At 68.9% G+C, this 14,123-nt stretch carries 12 protein-coding genes and 1 pseudogene; 2 read left to right on the forward strand and 11 right to left on the reverse strand.

What is annotated here, in order from left to right; all coding sequences use genetic code 11:
- The 3 genes from KBX08_RS18710 to KBX08_RS18720 form a co-directional block, all read right to left on the reverse strand.
- A complete protein-coding gene (locus KBX08_RS18710; RefSeq protein WP_210784754.1) occupies nt 1-681 on the reverse strand; it encodes a DUF4272 domain-containing protein in 681 nt (226 codons plus the stop codon).
- A gap of 110 nt (nt 682-791) precedes the next feature.
- Nucleotides 792-2,072 (reverse strand): thymidine phosphorylase, encoded by a 1,281-nt coding sequence (locus KBX08_RS18715; protein WP_210784755.1) that lies wholly within the window; start codon nt 2,070-2,072, stop codon nt 792-794.
- Between the two features lie 358 nt (nt 2,073-2,430).
- The gene (locus tag KBX08_RS18720) at nt 2,431-3,141 is read right to left on the reverse strand and encodes a cytidine deaminase (RefSeq protein ID WP_210784756.1); all 711 of its coding nucleotides are present in this window, start codon (nt 3,139-3,141) and stop codon (nt 2,431-2,433) included.
- Between the two features lie 319 nt (nt 3,142-3,460).
- Between KBX08_RS18720 and KBX08_RS18725 the strand changes: the two are divergent.
- Nucleotides 3,461-3,661: pseudogene (locus tag KBX08_RS18725) on the forward strand (Scr1 family TA system antitoxin-like transcriptional regulator); the annotation flags it as partial.
- A complete protein-coding gene (locus KBX08_RS18730; protein ID WP_210784791.1) occupies nt 3,658-3,852 on the forward strand; it encodes a DUF397 domain-containing protein in 195 nt (64 codons plus the stop codon). The pseudogene KBX08_RS18725 and the gene KBX08_RS18730, both read left to right, overlap by 4 nt.
- A 163-nt stretch (nt 3,853-4,015) precedes the next feature.
- Here the strand turns inward: KBX08_RS18730 and KBX08_RS18735 are convergent, their stop codons facing one another.
- From KBX08_RS18735 to KBX08_RS18770, 8 genes are all read right to left on the reverse strand, one after another.
- Nucleotides 4,016-5,296: an ABC transporter permease gene (locus tag KBX08_RS18735; protein ID WP_210784757.1), complete on the reverse strand. Its 1,281-nt coding sequence runs from the start codon at nt 5,294-5,296 to the stop codon at nt 4,016-4,018.
- Between the two features lie 3 nt (nt 5,297-5,299).
- Nucleotides 5,300-6,673, reverse strand: coding sequence for an ABC transporter permease (locus tag KBX08_RS18740; protein ID WP_210784758.1), 1,374 nt, complete (start codon nt 6,671-6,673; stop codon nt 5,300-5,302).
- Entirely contained in the window at nt 6,670-8,304 is a 1,635-nt protein-coding gene (locus KBX08_RS18745) for an ABC transporter ATP-binding protein (protein WP_210784792.1), read from the reverse strand. Before KBX08_RS18745 ends, KBX08_RS18740 begins: the two co-directional genes overlap by 4 nt.
- A gap of 189 nt (nt 8,305-8,493) precedes the next feature.
- Nucleotides 8,494-9,561: a BMP family protein gene (locus KBX08_RS18750; protein ID WP_210784793.1), complete on the reverse strand. Its 1,068-nt coding sequence runs from the start codon at nt 9,559-9,561 to the stop codon at nt 8,494-8,496.
- A 277-nt stretch (nt 9,562-9,838) separates the two neighbouring features.
- Entirely contained in the window at nt 9,839-10,180 is a 342-nt protein-coding gene (locus KBX08_RS18755; RefSeq protein WP_210784759.1) for a hypothetical protein, read from the reverse strand.
- A 97-nt stretch (nt 10,181-10,277) separates the two neighbouring features.
- A complete protein-coding gene (locus KBX08_RS18760; protein ID WP_210784760.1) occupies nt 10,278-11,207 on the reverse strand; it encodes a sugar ABC transporter permease in 930 nt (309 codons plus the stop codon).
- A complete protein-coding gene (locus tag KBX08_RS18765; RefSeq protein ID WP_210784761.1) occupies nt 11,204-12,844 on the reverse strand; it encodes an ABC transporter permease subunit in 1,641 nt (546 codons plus the stop codon). Before KBX08_RS18765 ends, KBX08_RS18760 begins: the two co-directional genes overlap by 4 nt.
- Nucleotides 12,844-14,094 (reverse strand): maltose ABC transporter substrate-binding protein, encoded by a 1,251-nt coding sequence (locus KBX08_RS18770; protein ID WP_210784762.1) that lies wholly within the window; start codon nt 14,092-14,094, stop codon nt 12,844-12,846. The genes KBX08_RS18765 and KBX08_RS18770 overlap by 1 nt, the downstream gene beginning before the upstream one ends.
- Nucleotides 14,095-14,123 lie beyond the last annotated feature (29 nt).

Below are 14,123 nucleotides of genomic sequence, written 5' to 3' on the forward strand. Positions count from 1 at the left end.
TCAGGTGGAGAGGTCGACCTCTTCCCAACCGGGCGGCTCGTCGTGGTACGGCCCGCGCAGAATGACCGCCCACTCCAGCGCCCACCGCCGCTGCCCGATCGCGTTCGCGTCGACCAGGCCGGGCGCCCGCCGGCCGCCGCGCTCGGTCTCCAGGTACGCCCAGTCCAGGCAGTAGTGCAGGTCGAGCAGGGCGGCCGCGTCGGCCGGGTGCTGCGGCGCGGTGAGGATCCGGGAGCGCCAGTGCGGGAAGGTCTCCCCCTCGGCGATGTGCGGCAGCCGCTCGACCAGCCGCTCGTCGACGGCCAACGTCGGGTCGAGCTGTTTGCTCAGCCCGAGTACCCAGGCCAGCGCGAAGAGAGCGTCGTGATGCAGCACGAACGACCGGTGGTCGCCCTTGCCGCCCATCACGAACTGCCACTCCGGCGGGGTGACCATGTCGACCAGGTGCGAGCCGAGCAGCCAGCTCATCGCCGCCTGTGGGGGCATCCCGAAACAGCGGGCCAGGATCAGGTGCAGCACCGCGATCCGCGCCTCGATCTCCGCGGTCGGGCGCAGGTCGATGTGGTCACCCGGCTCCCACACGAGGGGAAACTGGGCCGGCGGCAACGGCAGGCCGAGCCGGGACAGCTCGTCCAGGCTCGCCTCGCGCACCTCACGTGGGTCGGGGGCAGCAACGGTCACGGCGGATCTTCCTGTCTGCTCGCGCCGGCTCAAGGCCGGTTGTCCCCCCTTGGCCTGCGACAATAGCGCTCCCAGGTGACCGGCACCACGCCAGGGCGACGCCGGTTCGATCAGCCGATGCGTTCGATGACCAACGACGTCGCCGCCGGGGCCGTCGGCGCGATCCGCACCGCGTTTGCGGCCTCGGTCAGCGCGGCCGGAATCCGCGTCGCATCGTCGGCGCGCAGCTCGTAGAGCGGGTCACCGGCCCGCACCTCGTCACCCGGCCGCTTGTGCAACACCACACCGGCCGGCACGCTGACCGGGTCCTCCTTGCGCGCCCGACCCGCGCCGAGCCGCCACGCCGCAACCCCCATGGCGTACGCGTCGACGGCCGCGACGTACCCGTCACGCTCGGCGCGGACCACCTCCACCTCGGCAGCCGTTGGCAGCGGCGCGTCCGGGTCACCGCCCTGCGCCCGAATCATCGCCCGCCAGGAGTCCATGGCCCGGCCGTCGCGCAGCGCAGCAGCCGGATCGGCGTCCGGCAGACCGGCGGCGTCGAGCATCTCCCGGGCCAGTGCGAGGGTCAGCTCCACCACGTCGGCCGGTCCACCACCGGCCAACACCTCGACCGACTCGGTCACCTCGACCGCGTTGCCGATCGCCAGACCGAGCGGGGTGGACATGTCGGTGAGCAGGGCTACCGTCCGCACCCCGTGCGCACCGCCCAGCTCGACCATGGTGCGCGCCAACTCGCGGGCCTGGTCGACGGACTTCATGAAGGCGCCCGAGCCGACCTTGACGTCGAGGACCAGCGCCCCGGTACCCTCGGCGATCTTCTTGCTCATGATCGAGCTGGCGATCAGCGGGATCGCCTCCACGGTGCCGGTCACGTCGCGCAACGCGTACAGCTTGCGGTCGGCGGGGGCGAGCCCGGCACCGGCCGCGCAGATCACCGCACCGACCTCGTCCAGCTGGGCGATGAACTCGTCGTTGCTCACCGTGGCCCGCCAGCCCGGGATGGACTCCAACTTGTCCAACGTGCCGCCGGTGTGCCCGAGACCCCGGCCGCTCAGCTGCGGCACTGCCGCGCCACACGCCGCCACCAGCGGGGTGAGCGGCAGAGTGATCTTGTCACCGACGCCGCCGGTGGAGTGCTTGTCGACAGTCGGCCGGCGTACCGCCGACAGGTCCAACCGCTCACCGCTGGCGATCATCGCGGCGGTCCACCGAGCGATCTCCGGCCCGGTCATGCCGTTGAGCAGGATCGCCATGGCCAGCGCGGACATCTGCTCGTCGGCGACAACCCCCCGGGTGTACGCGTCGACCACCCAGTCGATCTGCGCGTCCGACAGCACACCCCCGTCCCGCTTGGCCCGAATAACGTCAACAGCAGTAAAAGCACTCACCGTGTGGTTCCTTCTCACGTCGTTGCGTTCAGGGCTGCGCCGCCGTGCAGTGCCCTCATGGTCGCGCTCGAACCATGAAGTAGTCCCCTGGCGCGTTGAGGTGGGCACTACTTCCAGGACAACGCCGTTGCGTTATGCGTTAGGGCTGCGGCCGGCAGGTCAATCCTCTGCTGGAGAACGGACTCGTGGTAGATCAACGTGAGCCGAGCAAGAGGACCGCGCCGATCTTGCAGTTTCTGTTGTTGATATGGGTGGATGCGCCCCTTGCGTCGGGACAGGAAGTGCAAGATCGCGGAGCAGGCAGGGCAGCCCTCGCAGTGGCTCACGGCCCTGAGATGTGATGGCTGCGGCCTTGGGATCAACCAGCAGCCCAGCGCACCGGGATCTCCGCAGGCGGTTCACCCTCGCCGGCCCAGAAGATGGTGCCGGTCGCGTCGACCACCACCACCCGTGGTGTCCGGGCCAGGCCCCAGGTAATCGCCTCGGCCGGCTCGTCCCAGCTCGGCGCCTCCTCCAGCACCCCGGTCTCGGCGCCGACGTCGTCTCCGGCCGACCGCTCCCAGTACGCGGTCCAGACCTGCTGCCCGGCGGACATGTCCGGGTGCACGAAGACGGTGCCGCGCCCCCGCCAGGCGGCCAGTCGCTCCGGCACGACCGGCACCGGCGTCTCCCCGGTGACGGCTTCCAGGTCCTCCACGCCGAAGGCGTGCGGCAGCAGCTCGGCCATCCGCAGCGGGCGGGTCCTGCTCTCGATCAGGCACTCCGGCCCGCCGTGTTCCCAGAGCAGCTGCCGGCAGCGACCACACGGCATCAGCGGCTCACCAGTGGCGTCGACGCAGGAGAGCGCGACGAGCCGACCGCCGCCGGTGGCGTGCAGGCTGGAAACCACTCCGCACTCGGCGCACAGCGTCACCCCGTACGCGGCGTTCTCCACGTTGCAGCCGACCACGATGCGGCCGTCGTCGACCAGCGCGGCCGCGCCGACCGGAAACGTCGAGTACGGCGCGTACGCGTGCCGCATCGCGTCGGTGGCAGCGGCGCGCAGCCGCGCCCAGTCAATGTCGGTCATGCCACCATTCTGCCCAAGTAGCCCAGGTCAGAAGTGGGCAGGGCCGGATGCACGGGCAGCCTTCGGAAACTCGGCCGCGCCACCGCACCCGCTCCGGTGATTTAGTTCGGGTCCCGGCTCCGAACCGCGCGGTGCCGAGGCGCCGCCGGGAAGCATCTCGACGAGACCGCGCACTTCACACGCTGCTAAGGACCGGACTATCTTCGATACGCACTCACGCTGAATAACTTGCCGCACACTTTCGGTGAGCAGCGCTGGGCAACCCCGAGAAGCATGCCGATGAGATTAAGCAGGGAATGAGGAGCCATGGGCAGCGTGATTGCAGGGCGGGTTCATCCTGGCTACCCAGACTGATGGCTCGGTGGTCGCCCACCTTGACCACCAGGTGCGAGCACAGATAGTCAACAGCGCCGATGACCTTGCTACCCTCCAGGCGACGTGGGAGGTGGTCAGAGGCGAGGCCCTCTCCCGCCGGCAGTCACTCGAGCTGATCAAGGAAGCGGCGCAGACATGGACATGACCGGTGCCAGGTGGCACAAGTCAACTCGCTCCGGCTCCAATGGCGGGTCGTGCGTAGAGGTGGCCGACAACCTGCCGGACGTCGTGCTCGTGCGCGACACCAAGGACCGCGATGGCGGCGTCCTTCTCTTCAACCCGCAGACGTGGCAGTCGTTCGTCGGCCTGGCCAAGCAGATCGGGCCGCTCGGCTGACCCTGCAACAGCCGGGAGGAGGCTCGCCAGCCGACGGTCACTGGTGGTCTTCGTTGTCTGCACAGCTGCGTTCACCGTGCGCCACGTTCAGGCGTACCCCTGGGAAGGGCTGGATGGGCGCGAAGCGTGCCCGGCGGGAGGCCCGCCGGGCACGGCTCAGGCGTCAGCCCTTGATGTACGGCTTGCCGTCGGCGGCCGGTGCCCGGACCCGGCCGACCAGCCCGGCGACCGCCAGGATGGTCGCCAGGTACGGCAGCATGGCCAGGAACTGGCTGGGGATCGAGCTGCTGATCGCGCCCAGGTAGGTGGCGAGCTGGTCGGCGAATCCGAAAAAGAGCGCGGCGAGCAGCGCGCCGGTCGGGTTCCACCGGCCGAAGATCAGCGCGGCCAGGGCGATGAAGCCCTTACCACCGATCATGTTCTTGGTGAACGAGTAGAGCGCCAGCGTGTAGGACGCGCCGCCGATGCCGGCGACCACGCCGGCCAGCAGCACGTTGCGGTAGCGGACCCGCAGCACCTTGACGCCGAGCGTGTCGGCGGCGATCGGGTGTTCGCCGACCGAGCGGGTCCGCAGCCCCCACCGGGTGCGGAACAGCCCGATGTGGATCACGAGCACCAGGAGCAGCCCGAGGTAGAGGAAGATGTTGCCGCGGAACAACGCCGGACCGAGCACCGGGATGTCCTTCAGCAGCGGGATCTCCCAGTTGCTGAAGCGGGGCGCGCTGTTGTACTTCGCGGCGTCGGTCTGCATCAGCCGCTCGTAGAGGAAGCCGGTGACGCCGACGGCCAGCAGGTTCAGCACGATGCCCATGACGACCTGGTCGACCAGGTAGCGGATGGCGAAGACGGCCAGCAGCAGCGAGATGAACGCGCCGCCGATGGCGGCGGCGACCAGACCCACCCACACACTGCCGGAGATGCTGCCGAACAGGGCCCCGCTGAACGCGCCCATCAGCAGTTGGCCCTCGATGGCCACGTTGACCACGCCGGACCGTTCGCAGAGCACCCCGGCGAGCGCGCCGAAGATCAGCGGCAGGGCCAGGATGAACGTGCCCCTGATGATGTTGACCAGCGGCATGAAGTTCTGCCCGGCCGGCGCGGCGGAGACCTGCCAGCAGAGGAACGACAGCACGAAGGCGACCAGCCCGACGCCGAGCACGGGAAGGAACCACCGCTTCGGCACCCCGGCGAGCAGCGCCGCGCCGGCGGCGATCGTGATGATCCCGAACAGGATCGCCCCGATCGTGCCGTTGATCTCCAGTGCGGCGCCGGCCGCGTCGTCGCTGAGCGTGAACCGGGCCTGCTGGTCGGTGGCGAGCGCGCCGAAGAGCACCGCGGACAGCAGGCCGAGCGCCAGCAGCGTGAGACCGACCTTCCGGCTGCGGGTCCAGAAGCCCTCGTCGACCGGGGCGACCGCGATGTCGGGGACAGCCATGGTGGACATGAGTTACCAGCCCTTCGCCAGGCTCGTCTGCAACCGGGCGGCACGCGCGGCCCGGAGCTGGAAGATCGCCTTCACCAGGGCCGGTGCGGCGATGAAGATGACGATCAGCGCCTGGAGCACTGTCACCAGCTCCAGCGAGATCCCGGAGTACGACTGCATCCGGTTACCACCGGCCTGCAGCGCACCGAACAGCAGCGCGGCCAGCAGCACCCCCCAGGGCTTCACCCGCCCGAGCAGCGCCACCAGGATGCCGTCGAAGCCGATCTGCGCGACCACCAGCGGGGTCAACGCGCTGGCTGTGGAGCCGAGCACCATGTTCGAGCCGCCGAGGCCGGCCAGGATTCCGGCGAAGACCATGATCAGGATGTACGTCCGGGTGACGCTGATGCCGGCGGTCCGGGCGGCGTCCGGGTTGGCGCCGACCGCGCGCAGCTCGAAGCCGAGCGTCGAGCGGTTGAGCAGCCAGGCGACCGCCCAGGTGGCCAGCACGGCGAGCAGGATGCCGGCGTGCACCCGCAGGTTGTCGCCGAGCAGTCGGGGCAGCTGGGCGGAGGTGTCCACCGCCTTGCTGATCGCGTCGGTGCGGTTCGGGTCCTGCACGCCGTTCTGCACGATCAACCAGGTGAGGAAGTACGTGGCGACGTAGTTGAGCATGATCGTGTTGATCACCTCGTGCGCGCCGGCACGGGCCTTGAGGATGCCGGGGATGAAACCCCAGATCGCTCCACCCAGCGCGCCGGCCAGCACCGCAACCAGCAGGTGCAGGCCGGGCGGCAGCGGCAGCAGGAAGCCGGCCAGCGCCGCCATGATCACGCCGATGGTGGCCTGGCCCTGGGCGCCGATGTTGAACAGGCCGCCCCGGAAGGCCAGCGCCACCGACAGACCGGTGAAGACCAGCGGCGCCGCGTAGGTCAGCGTCTCCGAGATCGGCGCGAGCACTGCCTGCCAGCCGTTGGCGCCGTCCAACCAGCCGGAGAACGCCTCGGGGTCGAAGATCGAGCCCTTGAACAGGTTCGCGTACGCCTCGCTGACGAGCGTCCAGCTGGAGTTGATCGCGTCGGACGGGCGCGAGGTGATGTACGAGTAGGTGGAGAGGACATCGGGATCAGAGATGATCATCAGCACCGCGCCGACCACTATCGCCAGCACCAACGACAAGAGGGTCACAGTGAAGGTGTTTGCCGCCCAGAGGTTGTCCAGGAAGAACCGGCCCAGACTCGGCTTCGGCTCAGGCTCGGGGCCCGGCTTCGCCGCCGAGCGGTCCGGCTCGGTCGCCACCTCGGCGCGTTCGGTGTTGCCGAGCGCGTTCTGCGCGGCCTGCGCCTCGCTCGCCGGCTCCTTGTCCGGGGAGCCCGACTGCGGGTTGGGGTTGGTCATGCCTCGTCCTCGCTCGCGGGGCCTGCATCGCTCGCCGGGCCCCCGTCGGCCGCTGCGGGCTTGTCGGCGGCGGTCGCCGCACCGGGCTTGTCGGCGGCGGGTGCTGCGACGGCGTCGTGGGCCTCGTCCGGGCTGATGCCGGCCATCAGCAGGCCGATCTCCTCACGCGGGGTGTCCGGGCCGACGATGCCGATGATCCGGCCGCGGTACATCACAGCGATCCGGTCAGCCAACCCGATCACCTCGTCGAGTTCGCTGGAGACCACCAGAACGGCGGTGCCGATGTCCCGTTCGCGGATGACCTGGCTGTGGATGAACTCGATCGACCCGACGTCGACGCCACGGGTCGGCTGGGCGGCGATGAAGAGCTTCAGCGGCCGGGACAGCTCCCGGGCCACGATCACCTTCTGCTGATTGCCGCCGGAGAGGGTGCCCACCGCCGCGTCGGCCGATGAGGTGCGAACGTCGAACTGCTCGATCCGCTCCTTCGCGGAGGCGGCGATCGCGTCCGGCTTCAGCGCGAGCCCGGCACCGAACGGCGGCCGGTCGTAGATGTCCAGCACCAGGTTCTCCGCGACGCTGAACTCCTTGATCAGGCCGTCCACGCTGCGGTCCTCGGGCACGTAACCGACGCCCGCCCGGAGCACCTTCTTGGGCTTCCAGCCGTTGATCCGGTCGCCGGCCAGGCTGATCGTGCCGGCGAGCGCCGGGCGCAGGCCCATGATCGCCTCGATCAGCTCGGTCTGACCGTTGCCCTGTACGCCCGCCACGCCGAGCACCTCGCCCGCGCGTACGGTCAGGTCGACGCCGTCGACAGCGCGGATCTGCCGGTCGTCGTCGACGACCAGCCCGGACACCTCCAGCACCGGGTCGCCCGGCGTGGCCGGGGTCTTGTCCACTGTGAGCCGGACGTTGCGCCCGACCATCAACGCGGCCAACTCGTCCCGGCTGGCCTCCGGCGAGGCGGTGCCGACGGTCTTTCCGCGTCGGATCACGGTGATCCGGTCGGCGATGGCCTTGACCTCGCCGAGCTTGTGGGTGATGAAGACGATCGACTTGCCGGCCGCCTTGAGCGACCGCATGACCGTCAGCAACTCCTCGGTCTCCTGAGGGGTGAGCACGGCGGTCGGCTCGTCCAGGATGAGCAGGTCGACGTCGCGGGTGAGCGCCTTGACGATCTCGACGCGTTGCTGGATGCCGACCGGCAGGTCCTCGATCACCGCGTCCGGGTCGACCCGCAGGTTGTAGCGCTCGGACACCTCGGTGACCTCGCGCCGGGCCCGCCGCCGGTCCAGGAAGCCGGCGATGCCGCCCCTGATCTGTTCGGCGCCGAGCATGATGTTTTCGGTGACGGTGAAGACCGGCACCAGCATGAAGTGCTGGTGCACCATGCCGATCCCGGCCCCGATGGCGTCGGACGGGCCCTTCAGCTTGAGCGGCTTGCCATCGACCAGGATCTCGCCCTCGTCGGGCTGGTAGAGCCCGTAGAGCACGTTCATCAGGGTCGACTTGCCCGCGCCGTTCTCGCCGAGGAGGGCGTGAATCTCTCCAGGCTCCACCGTCAGGTCGATGTGATCGTTGGCGACCAGATCACCGAACCGCTTGGTGATGCCGCGCAGTTCGAGTCTCAGCGCAACCTCCTGGAGTGCGAGCGATGGTGCAGCCTAGCTGCCGTCGTACCGGCCGGACCGGACCGGCCGCCGTGGTGCGCGATCGGCCGCTCCGACCCCGCGGGGTGTCCGCAGAGCCAGAGCGGCCGATCGGTTCGTACTGTCCCCCGCCGGCCCTCCGATGATCTCACCGGAGCGGCCGGCCGGTTGTCACTTGGTCGGCTGGGCCTTCGAGGTGACGGTGATGGTGCCGGCGGCGATGTCCGCCTTGATCTTGTCGACCTCGGCCTTCAGCTCGGCCGGAACCTTGCTGTCGAAGTCGTGGTACGGGGCGATCGAGACACCGTTGTTGGCCAGGGTGCCGACGAAGCCCGGCTTGGCCTCCAGCTTCTCGCCACCGGCGGCCTTGACCACGGCCTCCTTGACGGCCTCCGGGATGTTCTTGACGACCGTGGTCACGATCGCCGAGCAGTCCGGAGTGCTCTCGCAGCCGTCGACGTCCACCCAGATGGTGCTGTACTTGCCGCCCGAGGCCTTGGCCGCGGCGGTGGTGCCGAGGCCGGAGCCGCCGGCGACCGGCATGATGATGTCCGCGCCCTGGGCGACCAGCGCGTCGGAGACCTTCTTGCCCTCGTCCTGCTTGTCGAAGGCGTTGGAGAAGGAGCCCTTCTGGGTCTCCTTGTTCCAACCCAGCGCCTGGACGTTCTTGCCCTTGGCGGTGTTGTAGTGCTTCACGCCGTCGACGAAGCCGTCCATGAAGATGGTCACCGGCGGGATCGGCACGGCGCCGTAGGTGCCCACCTTGCCGCTCTTGGTCATCCCCGCAGCCAGGTAACCGGCCTGGAAGGCGGCCTGGGCGGTGTCGAACTGCATCGGGTAGACGTTGGCGTCACCCGGGTTGGCGTCGACGATGCCGAACTGCTGGTTCGGGTTCGCCTTGGCGATCTTTGAGGTGGCGTCGCCCATCAGGCCACCGACCGCCAGGATGAAGTCGCACTTCTGGTTGACGAACTGCGTCAGGTTCGGCTCGTAGTCGGCCTCGGCCTTCGACGCGACGTACTTGATGTCGATGTTGTCGTTGGCGGCCTTGGCCTCCTGCAGACCCTTCCAGGCCGAGGCGTTGAACGACTTGTCGTCGATGCCGCCAACGTCGGTCACCATGCAGGCGCTGAACTTCTTGGCGCCACTGCCGGCGTTGTTGTCATCCTTGGGGGCCTCGCCACAAGCGGCGGCGGTGAGCGCGAGCCCACCCACCGCGAAGATCGAGGCGATCCGCATCCCACGCACCGAGCGCAAGACGTCTCCTTCCCATTGCACACCGCGCCTTGTGCGGTGGCAGCCCATCAGCCGACCTGCGGGTGTGCCGCCGGCTGTCCCACGTTACGGACGGGAGCGTACGCCCGCGTCCACCCACCGGCCGACAATCGTGCACGACTGTTGAGCGCCTGTTACCCGGGTGTAACCCTTGCGTGGGGCAAGTCACTCTTCGTGCTGGTAATCAAGCGCCACGGCGTCCGCAACGTCCGTTTTCTGGAGGCGTTTTCCTCCTCGGACGTTACCGCCAAAAGACCGCGACCGCCGCGTTGACCAGGGTCAGACCGACGATCGCGAGGAAATGACCGCGGTTGACCACGTCCCGCTTCCGGGAGAAGAAGACCATGACGAAGATCAGCAGGGCGATCACCAACTTCGTCACAAGTTTTGCCGGTGCCGGCTCGTCGCCGTCGCGCAGCGGCGCGGCGAGGCCGAGCCCGGTCAGCAACTGGATCACCGCGCCCCACAGCATGGCCGGGTTGATCCGCAGCCGACCGCTGGCGTACTGGGCGATCGAGCCACCGAGCAGCAGGGCGAACCCGATCAGATGGACGTAGAGAAGGATGAGTCTGAGAGCTTCCACGCTCGCCATACTTCCCTATGAACGACGGATTGTAGTAGAGGGAACCGCCGACGAGCGCGGATCAGTCGATCAACCGGCCGCTGCAGGTCGGCTCGTCTCAACCCTTGACGGCTCCCGAGGTCAGCCCGGAGACGATGTAGCGCTGGAGGAACTGGAAGACCAGCACCGTCGGGATCGCGGTCAACAGGGTGCCGGCCGCGAAGATGCCGAAGTTGGTGTTCCGCTCGCCGCCCTGCAACATGCCTCGCATGCCGACCGCGAGGGTCTTGGCGTCCGTGTCGGTGAGGAAGACGCTCGCCATCAGGAACTCGTTGATGGTGTTGATGAAGGCGAGCAGCCCGGTCACCGCGAGGATCGGCGCCACCAACGGCAGCATGATCCGGAAGAAGACCTGGGCGTGTGAGGCGCCGTCCACGGTGGCCGACTCGTCCAGCTCCCGGGGCAGGGTGTCGAAGAAGCCCTTCATCAGCCAGGTGTTCACGCCCAGCGCGCCACCCAGGTAGAGCAGCATCAGACCCCACGGGGTGTTGAAGCCGATGGCCGGCCACAGGTCGGTGATCGTGCCGAAGATCAGGAAGATCGCAACGATCGCCAGGAACTGCGGGAACATCTGGATCAACAGCAGTGACAGCAACCCCACCCGTCGCCCCTGAAACCGCATCCGGGAGAAGGCGTACGCCGCGAGCGCGGAGAGGAAGACCGAGGCGAACGCGGCCCCACCGGCGATGAGCAGCGAGTTCAGAAACCAGTCAGCGAACCCGGTGTGCGCGAACAGATTCCCGAAGTTCTCCAACGACACCCCGCCGGTCGGCACCAACTCGGTGGACGACAGGGTGCCGAGCGGATTGAGCGCCGCCGAGACGACGAACACGAGTGGAAAGAGACTGAACAGCACGCCGAGCAGGCCGACCAGGTGCCGCCAGCCGACCTCGGCGAACCATCGCTTCTTCCGCTTGCCCGCGTTGCGGTCGACCGCCGCCGGGCCGTTCGCGCCGCCCGTGACGGCGGCGCCGGTGAGCATGGTCATGCGTACACCTCCTCCTGTTGGCGGGTCCGCCGGAAGCTGACCGCCGACACCACCGCGACGATGGCGAAGATGAACAGTGAGATGGCCGCGGCGAAGCCGAACTGTGCGGCCTGCCCACCGAACGCCAGCCGGTAGGTGTAGGTGATCAGCAGGTCGGTGGCGCCGTTGCTGGGGTTGTCCGCCGGGAACGGCGCGCCCTCGGTGGTCAGGTAGATCGCGTTGAAGTTGTTGAAGTTGAACGCGAACGACGAGATCAGCAGCGGCGAGAGCGCGACCAGCAGCAGCGGCAGGGTGACCGCCCGGAACGACTGCCAGCGCGACGCCCCGTCGACCGAGGTGGCCTCTGTCAACTCCCGTGGGATGGCCTGTAGCGCGCCGGTGGCCACCAGGAACATGTACGGGTAGCCGAGCCAGAGCTGCACCAGGATCACCGCGGCGCGGGCCGACCAGTCCTGCCCGAACCAGTCGACGCTGAGCCCGAACAGATTGTTGATCAGCCCGAAGTCGGTGTTGAACATGTCCCGCCAGACCAACAGCATCGCGAAGGACGGCATGGCGTACGGCAGGATCAGCAACATCCGGTAGAGGTTGGTGCCCCGCATTCGGGGCGAGTGCAGCGCCAGGGCGATCAGCATGCCGAGGATGAACGTGCCGCCGGTGGAGCCGATGGCGAAGGCGAAGTTCCAGATCAGCGTGGCGAGGAACGGCCCGGAGATCCGCTCGTCGGTGAGCACCCGGGTGAAGTTGGACAGCCCGACGTTCACCTTCCAGCCCTGGGCCAGCCGCTCGCCGTCGGCGGCGACGAACGCGCCGACCTCGCCGTCCGCGGTCCAGGTCTTGCCACTGTCGCTGTCCTTGACGCAGTCGCAGCCGGCCTCGTACGCCCGGACGGCCTTGCCCTCGTACGCCCGGGACAGGCCGGACGAGCGCAGCGCGCCTCCGGCGGTCGGCACCACCAGGTCCGTGATGTCCTTGCTGCGGGCGCTGGCCTGGCCGAAGTTCAGCACGGTGTAGCCGTCGGCCGCGGTGACCTTTCCGCCGGGGCCGACGGTGGCCGCGCCCGGATCGAGCGGACGCAGGCCCCCGGCGTCGCCGACGGAGACCGTGTCGGTTCCTGGCTTGGTGATCAGGAAGACCAGGGCGCCGGTGGCCGGGTCGCCCTTGGTGGCGACCGACAACGGGTACTGGGTGGACCCCGGGACCTGCTTGACCGACGAACTCTGGATCGCGACGATCGCGTCGTCCTTGCTGCCGCGGTGGCCGTCGCCGAAGTTGGTGAAGGCCGTGCTCGCGGTGTAGAGCACCGGCACGACCTGGAAGGCGATCAGGAAGAGCGTGCCGGGGATGAGGTACTTCGCCGGGACGTGCCGGCGGCCCAGGTACAGATAGAACAGTGCGGCGGTGGTCAGCACCAGCACCGCCAGCCCGACCCACTTCTCGGCCGCCACGAGCGGGAAGGCCGCCCAGATCGCGATCCCGGCCACCAGGCCGAGCAGGATCACCTTCGCGGCGAGGCCGGCCGCGGTGATCGGCGCGTGGTTCCGCGCGGTACGGGAGGTGCGCGGGGACCCGGTGCGGACGGGCCCCCGGCCCGGGGCCTGCTGGGCAGGCCCCGGGCCGGACAGCGGTGTGCTCATTACTTGATCGAACCGGCGATCGTCTTGCCGGCCGCGGTAACCGTGCTGGTCGGGTCGGCGCCGCCGATGACGGCGGCCTCGGCCTTGCCGAACGGGTCCCAGATCGCGGCCATGGCCGGGATGGCCGGGAGCACCTGGCCGTTCTTCCCGGCCTCGATGAACTTGGCCAGGTCCGGGTCGCTGCTCTTGACCTGGTCCAGCGCGGCGGTCAGCGCCGGCGGGCGCGGGTCGGCCTGGTAGAGCGCCACGGCCAGGTCCGGCGTGGTGACGTAGTTGGCGACGAACTCCTGGGCGAGAGCCTTGTTCTTGCCCTTGGCCGCCACGTAGAACGACTGGACGCCCACGAACGGCGCGGCCGTCTTGCCGCCGGCGAAGCCGGGAACGGCGGAGACGTCGTACTTGATGCCGGCCTTCTTCACGTCGGCGGTGGCCCAGGGCCCGGAGACCAGGAAGGCGCACTTCTTGCCGGTGAAGGTGGCGGTCGAGTTGGTGTCGGCGATCGAGCGCTTCAGCACGCCCTCGCCCTTCTCGCCGAGCGCGGCGATCTTCTTGAACGCGGCGATCGACTCCGGCTTGCCCACGCCCAGGTCCTTCGGGTCGTAGTCGCCGTTCGCGGTGGTGCCGAAGAGGTAACCGCCGGCCGAGGTGTACAGCGGGTAGATGTGGTACGCGTCGCCCTTCTGGCCGACCTGGAGGCAGAGCGTCTCGGTGACCTTCTTCTGCGCCTTGAGCTGCTTGCCGGTGGCGACCAGGTCCTCGATTGTCTTCGGTGCCTCGGGGGCCAGTTCGGTGTTGCGGATCAGCGCCAGGTTCTCCTGGGCGTAGGGCACGCCGTAGAGCTGGCCGTTGAACGTGACGGCCTTGACGGCGGTCTCGTTGAAGGCGGCCTTCTGCTCGTCGGACAGCTGCACCGGGTCGATGGCGCCGTTCTGGACCAGGTTGCCGATCCAGTCGTGCGCGCCGATCACCACGTCCGGGCCGCCGCCCTGGCTCGACACGGTCACGAAGTTGTTCTGGAGGTCCTCGTTCGGGACGGCCTGGACCTCGACGGTGACGCCGTTCTCCTGGCCGAACTTCTCGGTGAACGGCTTGAGGGCGGCGGTCCGCTTGTCGTCCGCCCAGATCACCAGTTTGCCGCCGGCGGCCTTGGGGGTGTCCTTCGCGGCCGGCTCGTCGCTGTCGCCGCCGCAGCCTGAGGCGGCGAGCGCCAGGGCGAAGAGGGCGACCACACCCGCGGTACGGATGCGCATCGGTGCTCCTGTCGTCATGGCGGGTCGCC

The organism is Micromonospora sp. H61 (assembly GCF_018070325.1).
GTDB classification, from domain to species: Bacteria; Actinomycetota; Actinomycetes; order Mycobacteriales; family Micromonosporaceae; genus Micromonospora; species Micromonospora salmantinae.

Bases quoted from the DNA above. Each gene is read 5' to 3' on its own strand.
- KBX08_RS18720 (WP_210784756.1), bottom strand. From the start codon at position 3,141: ATGACCGACATTGACTGGGCGCGGCTGCGCGCCGCTGCCACCGACGCG.
- KBX08_RS18730 (WP_210784791.1), top strand. From the start codon at position 3,658: ATGACCGGTGCCAGGTGGCACAAGTCAACTCGCTCCGGCTCCAATGGC.
- KBX08_RS18735 (WP_210784757.1), bottom strand. From the start codon at position 5,296: ATGTCCACCATGGCTGTCCCCGACATCGCGGTCGCCCCGGTCGACGAG.
- KBX08_RS18740 (WP_210784758.1), bottom strand. From the start codon at position 6,673: ATGACCAACCCCAACCCGCAGTCGGGCTCCCCGGACAAGGAGCCGGCG.
- KBX08_RS18750 (WP_210784793.1), bottom strand. From the start codon at position 9,561: ATGCGGATCGCCTCGATCTTCGCGGTGGGTGGGCTCGCGCTCACCGCC.
- KBX08_RS18760 (WP_210784760.1), bottom strand. From the start codon at position 11,207: ATGACCATGCTCACCGGCGCCGCCGTCACGGGCGGCGCGAACGGCCCG.
- KBX08_RS18765 (WP_210784761.1), bottom strand. From the start codon at position 12,844: ATGAGCACACCGCTGTCCGGCCCGGGGCCTGCCCAGCAGGCCCCGGGC.
- KBX08_RS18770 (WP_210784762.1), bottom strand. From the start codon at position 14,094: ATGCGCATCCGTACCGCGGGTGTGGTCGCCCTCTTCGCCCTGGCGCTC.